Below are 20286 nucleotides of genomic sequence, written 5' to 3'. Positions count from 1 at the left end.
TTTAATTATAGAGTTCATATGAAATTTAACTCAAAAAAAATAAGTGGTTTTTTAATTATTACATCTACTATTATTTTAACCGCTTGTGGTGGTGGAGGCTCAGATCAAAATACTAATGATCAAGCTGAAAGTAATTTAGAAAAAGACGATGCAATTTACCAAGTTTATTACCAACCTTCTAATTTTTCTTCAGAGGTTTATAGTGATTTTTTTGAAATCACTCAATATCCAATTAAAAATAATGAAATATTTTTTGTAAAGTCACATAACCTGCCGTTAGAGAATGAACTTCTTACTGAACAAAAAATTTTAAATAAAGGTACATTACAAACAAATATTGTAAAAAGGTTGACACCTAGCAGTTGGACTTATGAATTAACGCCTGATTTGAAAAAGAATTTAAAGTTTGAAATTGTGAAGTTGGATGGTGAAAATATCTTTGACCGTGTATTACCGGGCTATAAAGAAAATAAAAATCTAGAAACGGGTCTTCATAATCAACTTGATAAAAATTTAATTGAATTTTATCAAAACTATAAGAATGTTAGGTTTCCAAAAAATAGTTATTGTTATCGTTTAAAAGAGACTCAATGGAATCAATCTTATATTTCATATATATCTAGTTTTTATGCCAATCCCGCGTTTAGTGAGAAAAAGCAGTCAATCATCGAAAGATATAATAACCTAGGTCTAGATAAAAAGTATTTTAGGCTTCTAAACTCGCAGTGGTATGGTTATAACTTAACTGTTTTAGAAAACTTAGAAACTGGTGATACTCAAAGTGTAGCAGGTAATAATAATGATCAGTCTGCTTCTATGGAATTTGTATCAAGCAGTTTATGGGATGCCGATAAAAGTTTGGCGTATGAGAAGTCTCACCTTTATTTTATAGAAGATAACCCGCTTAATGATGTGCATTCATTAATTGCTTTCAGACAAAAGTTAAAAATCGCAAATCTTGAAAAAGGTTGCTTTGCTTTTAATACTCAGGCAGCTCAAGCTATTCAAAAGCTAAATTTGGTTAACTGGAAACAAGGTGATAGTTCAGTTATTGGCCCTTTCTTTGGTCGAAGAACTTTTGTCTATGATATAAACGAAGCAGAGTAAGATATTGAATATTATTATTAATTGTTTAAATCTTCTTTTTGACTTTAGAGTTTATTAAGAAAGATTTATGCAAATTGTCAGGTGCATGGCAGAAAGTATCATGCTACACTAAGAGAAATCGGGTGTGTTCCCGATTTTTTTATGTGGGGTCGTTCCACGTTGATCAGATTTTAGGCTTGAAATATGACCATTTCAGAGACATGGTTGCTGCCTGACGGGGTAGCCGATGTATTGCCGGAACAGGCACAAGTCATTGAAAAACTTCGCCGTGAAGCTTTAGATTTCCTCGCGGTACGAGGTTATCAATTGGTATATACACCATTTATCGAATACATCGAATCGTTGTCTTCATTATCAGAATCAAATCAAGACTTAGATTTAGTAACTTTTAAGGTTATTGATCAGCTCTCAGGCCGTTTACTCGGTGTTCGTGCTGATATGACGCCACAAGTTGCACGTATTGATGCACATGTAAGACCAGTTGAAGGCGTTGCACGTTACTGTTATTCAGGGACTGTATTACATACTAAACCACAAAATTTCAATGCCACTCGTGCACCTTTACAATTAGGTGCCGAATTATATGGCCACGATAGTATCGAAGCTGATGTCGAAATGGTCGATGTTATGCTGGGGTTGATTGAGAACATCTATACTTTGCAAGGCGCGCATTTAGATTTGGGCCATGTAGGGTTGTTCCGTAGTCTAGTCAAGTATGCTGGACTGTCAAAAAATGAAGAGCATGAACTGTCTGATCTTTATCAAAGAAAAGCATTGCCAGAGTTAGTAGAATTTACTCAAAGCCTGAATATGGGTTCTGATTTCTATGCGCTTGGCCGTTATTCTAGTGATCTAGAAGCATTGCAGACGAATTTAAGTACCAATATTTTGCAAGATGCGGAATTTAAGTCAGCATTAGATGCACTTAAGACGACGCTTGAGCAAATTAAAGGGCGTTGGCCAAATCTCAATATCGGTATCGATGTTGTAGAGCTACGTAGTTATCACTATCACACTGGTTTAATGTACGCAGTATATGCGCCGAACCGTGCTGCGCCGTTAGCGCAGGGTGGCCGTTACGATGGTATTGGTGAACACTTTGGTCGTGCACGTCCTGCTACTGGCTTTAGTTGTGATTTATATGCCTTAGGTGCAAATCAGTTCGCAGAGATCGAAACTGTTGTTGCTCCAAAAGGCTCAGAACAAGATTTACTTTCAGCAATTTCGAATGCACGCGCTCAAGGTTTACGTGTCGTTCAATTGTTAGGTAATGATGATTTAAGTTCTATTCCATACGCGACCCATCAACTCGTGGCGCAAAATGGTCAATGGAATATTGAAAAGATTTAAACGCCAACGGTAATTTTTTACTGGTGGTTTCCAATTTTAACAGCATGATGTAATGAGGCTATTATGGGCAAAAATGTTGTGGTACTTGGTACCCAATGGGGCGACGAAGGTAAAGGTAAAATCGTCGACCTGCTCACAGATCAGGCGGCTGCGGTAGTACGTTATCAAGGCGGACATAACGCAGGTCATACTCTTGTCGTAGGTGGTAAAAAAACTGTATTGCACCTCATTCCATCAGGTATTTTACGTGAAAACGTATTGTGCTTAATTGGTAATGGTGTGGTACTTTCACCAGCCGCGTTAATTGAAGAAATGGGAATTTTGGAAGCAGAAGGAGTTCCTGTTAAAGAACGCCTACGTATTTCTCCAAACTGTCCACTCATTTTGCCTAACCACATTGCACTTGATCAGGCACGTGAAAAGAAGCGTGGTAATGCTAAAATCGGTACTACAGGTCGTGGTATTGGTCCTGCATACGAAGATAAAGTGGCTCGCCGTGCAGTGCGTGTTGCTGACCTTGTTCGTGGTGGTGCAGCATTAGAAGAAAAACTGTCTGAAATGCTTGAGTTACATAACTTCCAATTGACTCAGTTCTACGGTGTAGAAGCTGTTAAATTTGAAGATGTATTGGCTCTTTGCAACCAATGGCGTGAAGTTCTTGCTCCATTAGTGGTTGATGTTACTAAAGTGTTGCATGACTATCGCAAAGAAGGTAAGGCTGTAATGTTTGAAGGAGCTCAAGGCTCACTTCTAGATATTGACCACGGTACTTATCCATATGTTACAAGTTCAAATACAACTGCTGGTGGCGTAAGCTCTGGTTCAGGTATGGGACCTTTACATCTTGATTATGTATTAGGTATTACTAAAGCTTATACAACTCGTGTAGGTGCTGGTCCATTCCCAACTGAATTGGTTTACGATGCAGCAGCTGATGCTGGTGATCCAGTGGGTAAACACTTGGGTACAGTAGGTCATGAGTTTGGTGCTTCTACTGGTCGTCAACGTCGTTGTGGTTGGTTTGATGCTGAAATCCTTCGCCGTTCTGTAGATGTAAACTCACTTTCTGGTATTTGCTTAACTAAACTTGACGTTTTAGATGGTTTAGAAGAAGTGAAAATCTGTGTGGGCTATGAAAATACAGATTCAGGCTGTGTAGGTTCTTCTGATGCGGTTTCTTTTGAATGCTTGAAACCAATCTACGAAACTATGCCTGGTTGGAGCGAGTCGACTGTTGGTTTAACTAGTATCGACCAATTACCAGCAAATGCTTTGGCTTATGTGAAGCGTATTGAACAGTTAATCGAATGTCCGATTGATATCGTTTCAACTGGTCCAGACCGCGCAGAAACAATTGTTTTACGTCATCCATTCTCTGCTTAATTAGCAAAGATTAAAAAAGCCTCCTGAAAGGGGGCTTTTTTATACCCGACTAAAGTGCAGTTTTTGTTTGATTCGATTCAGATTAAAACGTTATATATCGATAAGGAATGATGGGCTCAGGATGAAGCTGCAACCAACTATTTCAAAAACAATCTTTTATTCTTTTTTATTTGCTATTGGTGGTTCACCTACATTAGCAATGTTGGTTATTTATGGGCAAGAATATCATGAAGATTTCTTCATGACTGCTTTTATGAGCTTGTCAGTATTGTTCGCATGTGTGTTAATTCCTGTGGTATTCATACAAAATAGTTATTTACTCTGGAAAAGAGAAAGTCCTAATCTTGAAGAGAAAGTTAAGACCTTAAGTCATATCTATCTTGGCTTAAATGTAATATGTTTGATTTTCTGGATTTATTTGATGACTTTATCTACTTGATCGTTACATAAATACTATGATCATGAAGAAATGAGACATTCAAAGCATACGCGGGATTTCTTATAATAAGTGCAAAAGAATAAACAGCTTTTCTAACGATTTAGGTGATCCAATTGATGAATAAAAAACTTTTTTTAAGCTTATGTGCTGCGAGTGTTGTAACCATTTCTGGTTGTACAACAGTAGCTGACATGGCAGGTGCAGATACGGCAACGTTAAATGCTCAATCTGCTCAAGGTTTTAGTAAAATGGTGCAGGAAGCGCGTGGTAAGGGTGCGCTAGATACTAGTTCTAGTACATATAACCGCATTAATTCTGTATTCAACCGTTTGAAACCGTATGCGAACCAGATGAACCAGACAGGTCAGCCATTTAGCTGGCAGTTGGCAGTGTTGAAGTCTGACACGATTAATGCCTATGTAGCACCAGGCGGTAAAGTTGTGTTCTATACCGGTATTGTCAATAAATTGAACCTCACTGATGCTGAAATTGCAGCGGTTATGGGGCATGAAATGACTCACGCCTTAGAAGAGCATGCAAAAAGTAAAATCGGTGCTCAGGCTTTGACTGATTTAGCATTAGGTATTGGTTTAAGCTATGCCGGTAATAATGTCGGTCAGCTTGGTACTGCTGCTGCTCAATTAGGTACACAGGTGGGTGTGGGCTTGCCATATTCTCGCAGTTTGGAGAGTCGTGCTGACCAAGGTGGTTTAATGCTAATGGCGCGTGCAGGTTATAACCCAAATGCTGCGATTACACTGTGGGAGAAAATGAACAAGCTTGAAGGTGGTGGTGGTTCATCTTTCTTGTCTACTCACCCATCTAACTCTCAGCGTATTGGCGAAATGCGTAAAAACTTGCCTGCAGCAATGGCAGTTTATAATACCCGTAAATAAGATATAAATTTTTATAGATAAAGAAAACGGATGCTTAAGCATCCGTTTTTTATTTAAGGTGCAGGGTTGGGCTGTTGAGTGTGAATGGCTTCAATACCTTGTAAAACTTCAGCAGATAATTCAATTTCAAATGCCTGAATATTTTCTTTAAGTTGGTCTAGATTCGTGGCGCCAATAATTGTGCTGGTCACAAAGAATTGTTGTTTGATAAATGCTAATGCCATTTGGGTTAAGCTGAGTCCATGTTTCTCTGCTAGCTGTGCATATTGCTCAGTTGCCCATTCGCTTTGAGGGTTGCTGTAGCGGCTAAAACGCGGAAATAATGTGACACGGGCATTAGCGGGTCGAGCGCCATTTCTAAACTTGCCAGAAAGATAACCAAAAGCAAGAGGAGAGTATGCCAGTAAACCAACATCTTCATATTTAGCAATTTCAGACATACCTAGTTCATAAGTACGGTTGAGTAGACTATATGGGTTTTGAACGCTTACAAATTTGCTAACACCTAGCTTTTCAGCCAAATGTAAAAATTTCATAGTGCCCCACGGCGTTTCATTTGATAAGCCAATATAGCGAATGCGCCCGCGGTTAATTTCTTCTTGTAGGGCGAGTAATGTTTCCTCTAAAGGTGTCGTGTCGTAATCATTTTGAGCTTGTTGGTTGCCATAAGCTAGCGTACCAAAGAAGTTGGTGTGACGTTCAGGCCAATGGAGTTGATAAAGGTCGATATAGTCGGTTTGGAGACGTTTGAGCGAGCCATCTAGGGCTTTCGCAATATGATCGCTGTTGAAGCGCGTATGGCCTTCTCGGATGTGTGTTCCTCCAAAGCCAGGTCCGGCAATTTTAGAAGCGAGAAAGACTTTGTCACGTTGACCATTTTGGGCAAACCAATTGCCAATGATCGTTTCTGTTGCACCGTAAGTTTCAGGTTTTGGCGGAACCGAATACATCTCTGCCGTATCCCAAAAATATAAACCGTGTGCCAAAGCATAATTGAGTTGTTGAAATGCTTCTTGCTGGGAGTTTTGCTCACCAAATGTCATGGTGCCTAAACAAATTTCTGGAAGCTTGAGGCCTGTGCGACTAAGTGGGTTAAATTGCATACAGCGGAATCCTTGGAAATTTTGAGTTAGCCTAACGGAGAATATGTATTCAACTTAAATCATAAAATTAGAATAGTTTGTAAGTTTTGTGTATTAACTCATTGTTGCATATAAAAAAAGCAAACCGAAGTTTGCTTTTGATTAAAAATTTAATAAATATTATTCGTCATCATCATAGTCGTCATCAGAAACAGGTGCATCTTCTAATGAAACATCAAAAATAAGAATAGCTTTACCATCTGTTTGGATCATGCCTTGATCTTCTAAAGTTTTGAGTACACGGCCAACCATTTCACGTGAACAACCCACAATACGACCAATTTCTTGACGAGTAATACGAATTTGACGACCGTTTGGCAAAATCATTGCTTCTGGCTGTGAAGATAGGTCGATTAAACAACGTGCAATACGGCCAGACACATCGATAAATGCAAGATCTGTCATTTTACGGGTCGTATTTTTTAGACGGCGAACGAGTTGTGCAAAAACAGCATAACTTAAGTCTGGATATTGTTTGCTAAGTTCGTGAAAGTTGTCATAAGAAATTTCTGCAATTTCACAGACATCACGAGTACGAACTTCAGCTGTACGTTGAGGGTTCGGTTCGAAAAGCCCCATTTCCCCAAAGAAGTCGCCCGGATTCAAATATGCAACAACAATTTCACGTTCATCATCTTCACGTAAAATAATTGAAACTGAGCCTTTTAAAATTAAATATAAAGATTTCGACTCTGTTCCGGCATCAACAATTGTGGTTCGTTTTGGATATCTGTTGATGTGAGCACGTTTTAACAATGCTTTAACGGATTCAGGTAGTTGCCCCGGGGATAAAGCATCTGTGCTGAGTTGTGAAAAATTTGAAGTCATGCTTAATATGTTCCGAATAGGGTAAACAATTCACACAAGCCCGAGATGAGCTATTACACAGAAGAGATGAAATTCCTTATCAACTCATTTTATGTTAGTGTACAAAACAAGGGTCTGTTGACATTTCACAGATGGTTGCGACATAAGACAATTCTTTTAGACGTTACCAAGCAAGAGCTATGAAATTTAGCCATTCTAAATAAATAGATCTTAACAACGGAACGTACAAAATAACATAGTCTTGCGCTATGCCTGCGCTGCTTAAATGGCAACTCAGATTATGGCTGAAATTTCACAAACTATATAACAAAACTGGACAAAGGATTGCCATTGTCTGGGTTTTGCGTCTTATTTGGATTAATTTTTAGCTCTAACGCAATCCATAGATGAAATGTCAACAGACCCTGCTTAAATTTATAATTTTTTTTAGGTAGTTGCAATGCAAACAAGTGTACATTGGCTAGAGAATGTTGCTTTTGAAGCGAAATCAGATAGTGGGCATAGTGTCATCATGGACGGCTCACCTGAGTATGGTGGTGAAAACCGTGGTCCACGTCCTATGGAGTTGCTATTAATGGGACTTGGTGGGTGTGCTTCGTTTGATATTGTGACCATTTTAAAGAAATCTCGTCAAGATGTGACGAATGTTGTGTGTAATTTAAAAGCTGAGCGCGCTGACACAATTCCGGCTGTTTTTACTAAAATCCACTTACACTTCGTGGTAACAGGTAAAGCTGTAAAAGAAAAACAGGTTGCAAAAGCGGTTGAATTATCTGCCGAAAAATATTGTTCAGCGAGTAAAATGCTTTCAGATGGTGGTGTTGAAATTACCCATGACTTCGAAATTATTGAAGCTGAATAAGGTGTTTTTTTGATAGGTAGAAAAAAGAAGCTGACATTAGAGTTGGCTTTTTTATTGTCAAAAATAACTAAAAAATAAGAGGAGAAATGAAAGTGAATATTCGTGCTGCTAAATGGGAAGATACTCAGGCAATTTGTAATTTACTTAAACATGGGGTACCCACAACCACTCGCTCTTATCCAAGAAAAATTTGAAATACTGCATAGCGATCTTAAATCACAAATTTTGATTGCTGAAGAAGAGAATAAAATTTGTGGTTTTTTGTCCCTTTATTTTATTCCACAAATCGCCTTAAAAGGGGACTTTGCCAAAGTATGCTATTTATGTGTTGATGAAAATATACGAAGTAAAGGTGTTGGACATTTACTTTTGCAGCAGGCTGAGCAATTGGCAAGACAACGTGGTTGTGATCGAATGGAACTGCATTCAGGCGAACAACGGACATTGGCGCATCAATTTTACTTACGAGAAGGCTATGTAGATGCGCCAAAATATTTCCGGAAAGTTTTAAATTAGCGGGCATTACCTAAGAACAATTGCGGATCTACTCGTGCATTATTGAGACTCATGCCCCAATGCAAGTGCGGACCTGTCACACGTCCAGTTTTACCAACTAAACCTAAAGTTTCTCCTTGGCGAATATGTTGGCCTTTCTCTACTTTAATTGCACTTAAATGGCAAAACATACTGATTAAGCCTTGCCCGTGATCAATCAATACAGTTTGACCATTAAAAAAATAAGATCCGGTTTGAATTACAACACCATCTGCTGGTGCAACTACTTTTTGTCCCACTGGTGCAGGGATATCTAAACCTGAGTGGGGCGCGCGCTCTTCGCCATTAAAGAAGCGTTTCCGCCCAAAAGAGTTACTGAATTTCCCCGAAGTGGGGCGTATAAATTTTGGCAAGGCTTGCCATGTGCTCTGTGTAAATGAGCTATACACATCATTTTGTTCTTTCGCTTCTTGAGCGTAACGGTCTAACTGACTTTGGTTGGGGTTCACATAGTCTTGGTTAGTAACTTTAATCCGTTGCTCAGCATAAGAATAGGATTTAATTTCTATTTGAATAGGGGCTTTATTGGTATCGAGCTGAACACTGCCGAGTGGAGTAGATAATGGAATACCAAGTACAGCATAACGCTGATGACCTTCCTGACTGATTAAAACTGGCTTTTGTTGAAAGGTGACCCGAGTAATATCACTAGTTAAGGGAATAACTGCGATTCCGCCAGCTCTTCGAGAGTCTTGGGGGAGCTCGGCAAAGCAGTAAAAAGGTATTGATGTAAAAAGCAAAGTAGAAATAAGTTTTTTTATTAACATAGCAACAATAATTTTATAAGAGAATATTCGAGATTATATCAGTAAGTTTTAATTAAGAGTTATTTTAATTTTTTTAACAATTGAATTATAATTTTATTTATTACTTTATTTTAATAATTGATTGTTTGTTTATCCTTGTTTTTGTGATTTTATTTATCTTATATTTTAAATTTTCTAAACTTAACTTTTTATTTTTATTATTTATTAATTCTTACCGTTTTTCTTTGATTTTAAATATCTTGTTATTTTAATTTTTATTGTCAATAATGATTTTTTGGTTAAATTTATAATCAAAATTTTAATTATTATATAAATATTTTAAAGGACTTTAATATAATGTTAAATATATCTTATGAAGATCGTTTTACTGAAATATGGAAATATATGCAACGTGGGTTGGTTTATCCTGCCCCTCATGCAACTTTTAGTACGGTTTGGCTTAACACAGAAATTACACGTGAAAAAATCAAGCAATTAATGATAGCTGTGCGTCAAGAGGTCCATAATAATCCGGCACTTTCCAGTAAAAATACAACTTTGGCGATTGGTGTATCTTTTGATAACTGGGATGCAATTTGTAAAAAAGATGGTTTATCACGACCAAAAGGAATGCAATTACATTATCCAGAAGAAAAAAATCCAAATATCTCAAAAGTTTTTACTGATTCTAATGAAAGTTTTAAAAACTCGAATGGTGATATTTGGCTGCATGTGAAAAGTGATGATGCTAATGCATGTACAGTATTACAGGAATATATTAAGAAATTTTTAGGTTCAGATATCAAAGGAATAAATGAACAGTATACTGCTTCACAATCTAAAACTGGTCGTAATGGTAAGGTTCTAGGTTGTCGTTTTTCTGAGAACTTAAATAACCCGTCTGATCCAATTTCACTGGCAAAGCATACTTTAATTGGTGCAGAAGACATTGAGCACTTTGGTGGCTCATACGTTTTATCCCAAAGGTTTCTGATTAACTGGGATCAAATCAACATGATGTCAGAAGACCAAATTGAAGATTTGATTGGACGTAAAACTGACGACACAATTATTCCAGACCGTGATAGCCGTTCGCACATTAAAGCTTCTCGTGTGCAAGATGAAAATGGAAATACTACACCAGTTCTGCGTTTAGGTTTGCCGTTTGGTCGTGCTAAGTCAAATTCAAGTTTTAGAGTGCCAAAATCGGTAACTAAAGCAGATGAAGAAGGAATTTATTTTGCTGGTTTTGCAAAAACTGCTGCCATTTTAGAAGAAGTGATGGCAAGCCAGATTGGACCAAGAAAAGATTCTAGGGAAGATTCCGAGCAAGATTCCGAGCAAGATTCCAAGCAAGCTGTCCTCAAAGGCTTCATGAATGACCGTCTATTCAATAATCTTCACTCAGACTTAGGAGGTATTTTCTATATTCCGAGTTTAAAAGACTTGCTATTAGATAATGCTCCAGAATATCTAAATAATTTCAATTATCTGAAAGACAAAGACAAAGACAAAGACAAAGACAAAGACAAAGACAAAGACAAAGACAAAGACAAAGACAAAGACAAAGACATGGACAAAGACATGGACTGGAATTTATTCCCAGGTATGGACTGGACGCGTTTTGATCGACATTATACGAACAGTTCTGATAATGGTTTGATGTATTACAACCATAGTAATTATCTCTTTAATATGGCGACTCGGCTAAATCATCATAGTGATTTTTTTCAGCCACCTTCTAATCGTATTTTAAGTCTACTTGAGAATACATTTTCTTTGTGGCAAGACAACTGGTATTTCAACCGTAAACAAGAAGAGATTGAGCACGGGATAGATTATTACATTGATGAGTTTAACATCAGTGATAAGCCTGAAAATATTATGGGTTTATCTATTATGTTGCGTAAAGGTTGGGCTATTCGATTAAGCTTACAGTTATTTTCATCAGAAAATTATGGTTTCCGTGGAAGGAAAATTGTATTAAAAAATGGTGAAATGATTCCATATTCGAATAGACGTGAATGTGATGGTCAGGTTATTTATGGATCAGATACCTATCGCATCATGCCTGATGAAATTATTGTAGGAGCCATGCCAAACCTGACCTTGGGTGAAGGTCGCTATGTCATGAAGTATTTATCTGAGGAAGAACGTATTCAGGGCTTTTTGCGTAACTTAAGTGAAGCATCGGGTGTTGGACATGTTATTCCGAATTATAAAAAAGCACTAGATTTAGGTTTGGCTGGTCTACAACAAGAAATTGCTAAACATGCAAGCAATGCACAGACTCCAGAGAAAAAAGATTTTTATGAAGCTTCTAGATTGGCGCTAACCGGTATTTCTGAATATTTTTTAAATTACTCAAAGCTCGCATTTAAAGTCGCAGGGCAAATGCAAGACGGGCAACAATTTGAAAAACAGAACTTAAATGCGATTGGTCATCGAATGGAAAAGTTGTCGAAAGATAAACCAGAGACATTTATTGAAGCAGTTCAATTTATTTTTACATTGCATAGCTGTTTGCATTTAAATGGTGAACCAACAGCATTTGGACGCATGGATCAACTGTTACAACCTTTCTTGGACAACCATTCAGCTACGCCTGAACAAGCACAAGAAATTATTGATGCTTTCTATATCAAGCTAGATGAAAAAGTACAACAAAACCGTATTTTTATGGAAGACCATCAGCCTTTTGGTAATCTCGCGATGGGTGGCAGTTCAGGGCCTTATCCTCAAGGTGCATCTTTGGGACAATGGATTCAACAGATTACAGTGGGTGGTACAAAAGTTGATGGTGAAGAAGACTTTTCTAAAACCGAACCTGCTTACAATGATGTGACACGATTATTCATACGTGCATCCGGTCGTTTACCATTAAATGCGCCATGCTTGTCTTTAAGAACCCGAAAAGATATTCCTGAAGATATTTTAGAAGAAGCTGCCCATGCAATTTTATCTGGTGGTGCTCATCCAATTTTATTAAATGATGAAAAGCTTATTCCTAGTCTTCATCAAAGTGGAAATGGTGTAGGGGGAGATACACTCACTAATTTGCCAAATTGGAATTCTAAAGTCGATATTCGTTCAGCTCAAAATTATGCTTGCGATGGTTGTTATGAACCTCAATTCCCTGGCGAAAACTGGTTTTCTTTAGGTGGATTCTCGACATTACAGCCTTTGGAGTGTGCACTAAATCAGGGTAAAACAATTTCAAGTGCGGGACAAAGTTATCTGTTTGGGCAAACTGTTTCATTAAATACGAAACCTGCTGATCAGATTGATAGTTTTGAAGAATTATTAGAGTTATACAAGCAACATTTTGAATTGCTCAATCGCAAGGCATTCAATGGGCAAATTCTAGGCTACGGTGCCAATACAGATATTTGTCCATCTCCAATTCTAAATGTTTTGATGGATGACTGCTTGGCTAAAGGGCAAGATTTTTATAGTGGTGGTGCTAAATATAATATTTATGGACCGTGTTATATCTCGCTCAGTAATACAATTAACTCGTTGTATGCCATTAAGGCGATGGTTTTTGACCCGTTAACTGCAGTTACTACATTGCCTGAACTATTAGAGTGTCTCTGCTGTGACTGGGGATATAAAATGACTGAGCCATTTATTAGCAATTTAGCTGGTCATGCTCGTATTGCTGCGCAAGCTGATCGTTATAAGCGTTTACGTGAAATTGCTTTGGCACAACCACGCTATGGGCGTGGTAACCCCGAAGTCGATAAACTAGGTGATGAGATTGTTAAAATGATTGCTGAGATATCAGTCAAGACATTTACTCATCCATGGCCACAATTCGCACAAAGCCTTAAAAATTTGGCTGAACGCTATGGTTCAAAAGAGCATCCGTTTGGTATACAGATTCAACCGGGTGTGGGAACTTTTGAAAATCATGTGGAGATGGGGGCATGGAATGGTGCGAGTGCTGATGGTCGCCGTTTAGGTACGACAGTAGCTTCTGATCTAAGTCCATCACCAAGTCCTGCAGATTTGGCAATTGATCATCAAAAAGTTGAGTTTAGCCGTGCTTTAAAAGGCTTTGATGGTATTGGCACAGACTTAATGGCCGATGGAGCACCTACAGATTTTAATATTCGTGAAGACTTTGGTGTTAAAGATTTGATTGGTATTTTAAAACAGTTCAGCCAAGGTAGTTCATCTAATATTTTAACAATAACTGTGGCTAACCCAGAAACATTTAGTGAAGCTGTAACATCACCTGAGCAGTATAATTTGTTACGAGTACGTACTGGTGGTTGGTCAAACTTCTTTACATCTGTTTTCCCAATCATTCAGGAACAGCATCAGCGTCGTCCAATCTCTACGCCAGATATTCCAAAAGAAAAAACAGAGCAAGCTAAATGTCCATTCCATCAATAGCATAATTAATTAGTTATTTTGAAATAAGGTAGTCTTTCAGACGAAGGGCTGCCTTTAATATTTTAAAATTTAACAGTGATAACTATTAAACATAGTGCAGCTTTAAAATTGCTACTTGTTATAAAAATTCAGATGAAAATATCGTTTTTTCGTTCTCTACTTAAAAATTATAAAAAATATACTTGAAATAGATCATTCATAAACCCATATTATAATGGAGTTTTACTCATTGTTGTTTTAATAACATTATGAAAAATATATAAAAATTTATTTGAAATCCGAAAAAGTGTTCCCATTTATTAGACAAGTACAAATTTGTTGTGAGGAATAACAAGAATGCGTTTTGAAAAATTTACAAACCGCTTGCAGCAAGCCCTTTCAGATGCTCAATCTTTAGCGATGGGTAAAGACCATACCGCGATCGCAGGTATTCATATTTTGTCTACCCTATTAGAAGAGCCATCAAATATTAGTTTGTTGCAACAAGCAGGTGCACGGTTACCTGAACTTAAACAAAAGCTTGAGCAAGCTATAAAAGATGCTCCGACCATTGCGAATCCAACTGGAGATGTCAATTTAAACCCTGAAGCCGTTAAAGCGCTTAATCTGGCAGATAGATATGCGCAAAAAGCAGGCGATGAATTTTTGTCAACTGACTGGGTTCTATTAGGGTTGGCAGAGACAGGCGAAACTAAAAATATTTTAAGTGCCGTAGGTGTAACTCCGGACAGCTTACGTAAAGTTATTGAACATATTCGAGGTAGTGACAAAGTCATGAGTAATAATCACGAAGATCAACGTGACTCACTTAATAAATATACGATTGATTTAACTGAACGTGCTTTAGCGGGAAAACTTGATCCGGTTATTGGGCGTGATGATGAAATCCGCCGTACTATTCAGGTCTTATCACGTCGTACAAAAAACAACCCTGTACTCATTGGTGAGCCGGGTGTTGGTAAAACCGCTATTGTTGAAGGTTTGGCGCAGCGTATTGTAAATGGTGAAGTACCAGAAGGCTTAAAAAGCAAACGAGTTTTATCATTAGATTTAGGTTCATTACTGGCTGGTGCTAAATATCGTGGCGAGTTTGAAGAACGTTTAAAAGCTGTTTTAAAAGATTTGGCTAAACATGAAGGCGAAATCATCCTGTTTATTGACGAGCTACATACGCTTGTAGGCGCAGGTAAGGGTGATGGCGCAATGGATGCAGGGAACATGTTAAAACCTGCATTGGCACGCGGTGAGTTGCGCTGTGTGGGTGCAACAACCTTAGATGAGTATCGCCAATATATTGAAAAAGATGCAGCTTTAGAACGTCGCTTCCAAAAAGTATTGGTTGATGAGCCAAGCGTTGAAGATACCATTGCGATTTTGCGTGGTCTAAAAGAGAAATATGCCACTCACCATGGTGTGCAAATTTTAGACTCGGCGATTATTGCAGCGGCAAAAATGTCTCATCGCTATATTACAGATCGTCAATTACCAGACAAAGCAATTGACTTGATTGATGAAGCAGCTTCTCGTATTAAGATGGAAATTGACTCTAAACCAGAAGCGCTTGATAAGCTGGACCGCCGTTTAATCCAGTTGAAAATGCAATTGGAAGCTGTAAAAAAAGATGAAGATGTAGGCAGTAAAGCCGAAGTCGCTCACCTTGAAAAACAGATTGCTGAAGTCGAGAAAGAATACAACGATCTTGAAGAAATCTGGAAATCTGAGAAGACTCTTGTAGAAGGCACTAAACAAGCTCAGGTTGAACTTGATAAAGCGCGTATTGCTTTTGAAAAGGCTCAGCGTGAGGGTGATTTAGCTGAAGCAGCACGTTTACAGTATGGTGTAATTCCAGAGCTTCAAAAACAACTTGAGCAAGATGAAGTTGCAGAAGAGAACGAAGAGCCAAAACTTATTCGTACTAAAGTAACTGAAAATGAAATTGCTGAGGTCGTGAGTGCAGCAACAGGAATTCCAGTTGCTAAAATGCTGCAAGGCGAGCGTGAAAAACTACTCAATATGGAGGGTTTTTTACATGACCGCGTTGTAGGGCAAGATGAAGCCGTTGTTGCCGTTTCGAATGCTGTTCGTCGTTCACGCGCAGGCTTGTCTGATCCGAATCGTCCAAGTGGTTCATTCTTATTCTTGGGTCCAACAGGTGTTGGTAAAACCGAGTTAACAAAAGCACTGGCGAACTTCTTGTTTGATAGCGATGATGCCATGATTCGTATCGATATGAGTGAATTCATGGAGAAACATTCGGTTAGCCGTTTGGTTGGTGCGCCTCCGGGTTATGTTGGTTATGAAGAAGGTGGTGTTTTAACCGAAGCTGTTCGCCGTAAACCATATAGTGTGGTGTTGTTTGATGAGGTTGAAAAAGCCCATCCTGATGTATTCAATATCTTGCTACAAGTGTTGGATGACGGACGCTTAACAGACTCACAAGGCCGAGTAGTCGACTTTAAAAACACGGTTATTGTGATGACATCGAACTTAGGTTCACAAGATGTACGTGAGCTAGGTGAGGGTGCAACAGACGATGAAGTGCGTACCATTGTAATGAATGCGGTAAGTCAGCATTTCCGTCCGGAATTTATTAACCGGATTGATGAGCTTGTGATTTTCCATTCACTCAAGAAAGCACAAATTCGTGGTATTGCCGATATTCAGTTGGATCGATTACGTTCACGACTTGTTGATCGTGATATGAGTTTAACTGTAGATGATACTGCTTTTGATTTATTGATTGATGCTGGTTTCGACCCTGTATATGGCGCGCGCCCATTAAAACGTGCGATTCAACAACAGATTGAAAACACATTAGCTCAAAAAATCTTGTCGGGTGATTTTGTCGCAGGTGATACCATTTTAGTTAAAGGTGAAAATGGGCACTTAGTCTTCGATAAAATGAAACTCAGCTAAGCTTTTTCTGCTAAAACCGAAAAGAGAATATGGAAACATATTCTCTTTTTTTATGATGAAGCTGTTTGTGTTGTTGATGTGAGTAAAGCAACTAAGGCATCTGAAACTTTCTGAGTTAATGTTTTTAATTTTTGTTCGGGGTGGCCAGATAAAAAATAGTGGTAATGATAAATACGCTCTTGATAAGAAATGCAAATGAAAAAAGTACCTACAGGTTTTTCTGCGGTTTCACTTCCTCCAGATTTTAATAGACCAGTACAACTTACAATAAGATCGGCTTGTTGAAATAACTGTTGACCCAGTTTGCACATTTCCTCAGTAACTTGTGGTGACTCTGCTGTGTAGGTTTCTATTAACTTTGGGTCGATATTTAAAATACTAACTTTAATGCTAGGGTCATAACTCACTAAACCACCAAGTAAAATGTCTGCACCGCTATTTTTATGAATGGAAAATTGGCTAGTTAAATAACCCGAACTGGCACTTTCAATAAAGGCAATTTTGAGTTGACGAGTTTCTAATATTTGGCAGCAGTGCTGAAGCATTATTTCACCTCGAATGGTGTTTATTTATAAATAAAATCAATTTACAGATAAATTATAAAATCACAGTAAGTGATTTAAGGATGTGGTTCAAGTCTGAGATAACAATCTATAAAACTACTGGAATATTCACAAAATGCTCGTGAAAAAATTCAGGTTTTAAAATGATCAATGTTAATTGTCGGGAAGTTTGTTTATAACATTGCGACATGCTTAAAAAATTGTTAATTTTGTTCGATATAACAAACAATAACAATTTTAGGATGAATGAAATGAACAATAAACAAGGGTATATGCTGGGAATTTTGAGCGGTATATCTGTATTATTATCAAACACATGGGCAGCTCAACCAATGTCAGAAAGTGCACTTGCAACTCAAACAGGAGCGATAACCACGTCTTTACCCGTCATTATTGCGAAAGCTCAGGACGATGCCAAAAAACCTGCGATAGAACAACAACAAGTACGTCAGGCGTTAGGAGATAACTATTTACAGCAGGTTCGATGGGATGCGCTTAGAACTAGCGTACTTTCGCCTTATCAAGAACAAAAACAAAATCATGTTGTTGATAGTAAAGAAAAGAAGAGGTTAGAAATAATTGCGCTACCGGAAAGAGCAGACCGATTTACTAAATATGATTTTGAGTCAAAAAATGTTCATGGTGAGGTTATTATTACCGTGAAGTAATAATAACCTCTAATTTCATTAATATTGATCTAGAGCAGGGTGCTGAATTTTCCACGCACGGTGGATTTTTTGATTACGTTTAAAATCAAGGCCAATTGTTTCAGAAGTGATTTCTTCAACCTGAAAAATAGCTTCGATCTCTTCGTCCATTTCAAAACCACGATAGTTATTCGAGAAATAGAGCGTGCCTTCACTGTGCAAACGGTTCATTGCACGTTTAATTAGTGAGATATGGTCACGTTGTACATCGAATGTACCATAGAATTTTTTCGAGTTTGAGAATGTTGGTGGGTCAATAAAAATAAGATCGTATTGTTCATGACCTTCTTTCAACCACTCAAAACAGTCACTGGCAAAGAACATGTGTTGTTCATCTGCATGATCTACAGTTAAACCATTTAGCACGAAGTTTTCTTTTGACCAGTTTAAGTAAGTGTTAGATAAATCCACACTTGTCGTACTTGCGGCACCGCCAAGTGCAGCATGTAAGCTTGCAGTAGATGTATAACTATATAAGTTCAAGAAGTGTTTACCACGTGCTTCTTGAGCAATACGTAAACGCATTTGACGATGGTCAAGGAATAAACCTGTATCTAGGTAATCAGTCAGGTTAACTAAAATTTTAGCTTTACCTTCTTGCACGATAAAACGTTTTGAAGCTGTACTTTGTTTCGTATATTGAGTTGTACCAGTTTGGCGTGCACGTGTCTTAATAAAGATGGCATCGCGGTTTAAACCAGTAACAGCACGAATTGCAGCAAGCGCTAAATTAAAACGTTTTTTAGCTTTTTCTGGATCGATTGTTTTTGGTGGAGCGTATTCCTGAACGTGTAAACGGTCACCATATAAGTCAACAGCGACATTAAAGTCAGGTAAATCGGCATCATACAAACGTAAGCAATAAATATTTTCTTTAGTTGCCCATTTTTTCAAGGCTGTCATATTTTTTTGCAAACGGTTAGCGAAGTCTTGTGCTTCTTCCATTTCAATAGGTTGAGCTTGCCAAGTTGCTAAAAATGGTTGAGTTACTTTTTCAGGTTTGATTACACCGAAACGAATATAAATTGGTAATTTACCATTCATTAAACGTAAAGTTTCAGGTGCTTCAAATGCTAAAACATCGGATTGTTCAATTTGAGCTGCAATAATTGCTGCATATTGATTTGGAAAATGTTTTTGTAAAAGCGCTGATAAACCTAGGTATAGAGAACGGTTAGAAGCTTTTTCACCTAAACGTTCACCATAAGGTGGGTTAGTCACAATAAATGCAGTTTTGCCTTCAGCAGCAAAATCTGGCCAGTCAGCTAAAGTACGCTCTTCGATCTGAATCTGACCTAATAAATTTTCAAAGCCTGCCGCAATAATATTTTCACGGGTTGCTTTAATTGCTTCCCAGTCTGCATCGTAGGCATAAAATTTAGGTAGAGGTAATTCAAGTGCCTTTTCGTGACGCTCTGCTGCTTCTGCTTTGAGTGAAAGCCAAAGTTCGCGGTCATGACCATGCCAGCCATTAAATCCAAAACGACGAACAAGCCCTGGTGCACGGTCAGTTAAAATCATTAATGCTTCAATGATAAATGTGCCTGAACCACACATTGGGTCAAGCACAATCTCTGGATTACGCTGTTTGAGCTGAGCTTTTTGTAAAATTGCCGCAGCAAGGTTTTCTTTAATTGGTGCATCCGTCATAAAACGACGATAGCCACGTTTATGGAGCGAGTCACCTGATAAATCTAAACAGTAGGTATGTTCAGTTTTACCTGCCAAAGCATAGATCGTAATTTCTGGTTGTTTGGTGTCAATGCTAGGGCGACGGCCTACAGCTTCCATAAAGGAATCAACAACGCCATCTTTTACACGCAGTGTGGCAAATTGCGAATTGACCATGATTTCACGTTCTGCATGTAAGCGGATTGCGAAAGTACTTTGTGGTGCAAAAATAAGTGACCAATCAAAGCTCATCGCGCCTTCATAGAGCTCTTCTGCTACATCACGTGCATCATGCGTAAATTCAAGTTCATAAGTATGAATAGGAAGTAAAACACGAGAAGCGAGACGCGACCACATACAAATGCGGTAAGCTTGTTCAAGCGTTCCTTCAATGATTAAACGTCCTGCTTTACGTTCTGTCACTTTGGTGCCAAGTTGTTCTATTTCTTCTTGTAAGAGGGGTTCTAAACCATCAGCACAAGTAATCCAATAGTGGTTTAAACGTAAAGAGGTATTCATAAACTCGATTGACCAAAACATATAAATATTAACGATGCAAAGTTTAACGTATTTTGATGTCTAAAGGTTTTTAAATTATTGCAACCTATCATTTAGCAACCAATAAACTGATTTTTAATGAGTAATACCTTGAAATTGGTATGTATTTTGCTAGACCAATACTATCGATGGTTATTTATTTAACAGACATAGTCGGTTTTT

14 protein-coding genes and 2 pseudogenes are annotated in these 20286 nt (G+C 38.0%); 11 read left to right on the top strand and 5 right to left on the bottom strand.

The window, feature by feature from the left end:
• Positions 1-18: 18 nt before the first annotated feature.
• From MKL38_RS16680 to MKL38_RS16660, 5 genes are all read left to right on the top strand, one after another.
• On the top strand, positions 19-1107 hold the full coding sequence (locus MKL38_RS16680) for a hypothetical protein (protein ID WP_270903836.1): 1089 nt from the start codon (positions 19-21) through the stop codon (positions 1105-1107).
• Between the two features lie 183 nt (positions 1108-1290).
• The gene (locus tag MKL38_RS16675) at positions 1291-2457 is read left to right on the top strand and encodes an ATP phosphoribosyltransferase regulatory subunit (protein WP_270903835.1); all 1167 of its coding nucleotides are present in this window, start codon (positions 1291-1293) and stop codon (positions 2455-2457) included.
• A 63-nt stretch (positions 2458-2520) separates the two neighbouring features.
• Complete coding sequence (locus tag MKL38_RS16670; RefSeq protein WP_003652692.1) at positions 2521-3840, top strand: adenylosuccinate synthase; 1320 nt, start codon at positions 2521-2523, stop codon at positions 3838-3840.
• Between the two features lie 121 nt (positions 3841-3961).
• Positions 3962-4279, top strand: a complete 318-nt coding sequence (locus MKL38_RS16665) for a hypothetical protein (protein ID WP_133746483.1) — start codon at positions 3962-3964, stop codon at positions 4277-4279.
• 116 nt (positions 4280-4395) lie between these two features.
• On the top strand, positions 4396-5175 hold the full coding sequence (locus MKL38_RS16660; protein WP_209830334.1) for a M48 family metallopeptidase: 780 nt from the start codon (positions 4396-4398) through the stop codon (positions 5173-5175).
• A 53-nt stretch (positions 5176-5228) separates the two neighbouring features.
• Here MKL38_RS16660 and MKL38_RS16655 read toward each other — a convergent pair whose 3' ends face one another.
• Together MKL38_RS16655 and crp are read right to left on the bottom strand one after the other, a co-directional pair.
• Entirely contained in the window at positions 5229-6278 is a 1050-nt protein-coding gene (locus MKL38_RS16655; protein WP_003652689.1) for an NADP(H)-dependent aldo-keto reductase, read from the bottom strand.
• 159 nt (positions 6279-6437) lie between these two features.
• The gene (gene crp, locus MKL38_RS16650; protein WP_005041938.1) at positions 6438-7145 is read right to left on the bottom strand and encodes a cAMP-activated global transcriptional regulator CRP; all 708 of its coding nucleotides are present in this window, start codon (positions 7143-7145) and stop codon (positions 6438-6440) included.
• A gap of 241 nt (positions 7146-7386) precedes the next feature.
• On the opposite strand from crp, the pseudogene MKL38_RS16645 reads away from it, so the two are divergent.
• The 3 genes and pseudogenes from MKL38_RS16645 to MKL38_RS16635 form a co-directional block, all read left to right on the top strand.
• Positions 7387-7449: pseudogene (locus MKL38_RS16645) on the top strand (hypothetical protein); the annotation flags it as partial.
• Positions 7450-7584: 135 nt separating this feature from the next.
• The gene (locus MKL38_RS16640) at positions 7585-8007 is read left to right on the top strand and encodes an OsmC family protein (protein ID WP_005041936.1); all 423 of its coding nucleotides are present in this window, start codon (positions 7585-7587) and stop codon (positions 8005-8007) included.
• 92 nt (positions 8008-8099) lie between these two features.
• A pseudogene (locus MKL38_RS16635) lies at positions 8100-8523 on the top strand (GNAT family N-acetyltransferase).
• On the opposite strand, the gene MKL38_RS16630 reads toward MKL38_RS16635, so the two are convergent.
• The gene (locus tag MKL38_RS16630; RefSeq protein WP_270903834.1) at positions 8520-9329 is read right to left on the bottom strand and encodes a peptidoglycan DD-metalloendopeptidase family protein; all 810 of its coding nucleotides are present in this window, start codon (positions 9327-9329) and stop codon (positions 8520-8522) included. The pseudogene MKL38_RS16635 and the gene MKL38_RS16630 overlap by 4 nt on opposite strands.
• 336 nt (positions 9330-9665) lie before the next feature.
• Here MKL38_RS16630 and MKL38_RS16625 point away from each other — a divergent pair, with 336 nt between their 5' ends.
• Entirely contained in the window at positions 9666-13709 is a 4044-nt protein-coding gene (locus tag MKL38_RS16625) for a Dyp-type peroxidase (RefSeq protein ID WP_270903833.1), read from the top strand.
• Between the two features lie 336 nt (positions 13710-14045).
• Positions 14046-16625 (top strand): ATP-dependent chaperone ClpB, encoded by a 2580-nt coding sequence (gene clpB / locus MKL38_RS16620; protein WP_017389110.1) that lies wholly within the window; start codon positions 14046-14048, stop codon positions 16623-16625.
• A gap of 50 nt (positions 16626-16675) precedes the next feature.
• On the opposite strand, the gene MKL38_RS16615 is transcribed toward clpB, so the two are convergent.
• A complete protein-coding gene (locus tag MKL38_RS16615) occupies positions 16676-17170 on the bottom strand; it encodes a CinA family protein (RefSeq protein WP_270903832.1) in 495 nt (164 codons plus the stop codon).
• 269 nt (positions 17171-17439) lie between these two features.
• On the opposite strand from MKL38_RS16615, the gene MKL38_RS16610 reads away from it, so the two are divergent.
• Positions 17440-17856: a hypothetical protein gene (locus tag MKL38_RS16610; protein WP_270903831.1), complete on the top strand. Its 417-nt coding sequence runs from the start codon at positions 17440-17442 to the stop codon at positions 17854-17856.
• An 18-nt stretch (positions 17857-17874) separates the two neighbouring features.
• Here MKL38_RS16610 and rlmKL read toward each other — a convergent pair whose 3' ends face one another.
• A complete protein-coding gene (gene rlmKL / locus MKL38_RS16605; RefSeq protein WP_270903830.1) occupies positions 17875-20085 on the bottom strand; it encodes a bifunctional 23S rRNA (guanine(2069)-N(7))-methyltransferase RlmK/23S rRNA (guanine(2445)-N(2))-methyltransferase RlmL in 2211 nt (736 codons plus the stop codon).
• Positions 20086-20286 lie beyond the last annotated feature (201 nt).

It is taken from the genome of Acinetobacter sp. AOR14_HL (genome assembly GCF_027855175.1).
Classification (GTDB): domain Bacteria; phylum Pseudomonadota; class Gammaproteobacteria; order Pseudomonadales; family Moraxellaceae; genus Acinetobacter; species Acinetobacter calcoaceticus.
Note: the sequence above shows the minus strand (reverse complement) of the source record. Positions and strands in the feature narration are given on the sequence as shown.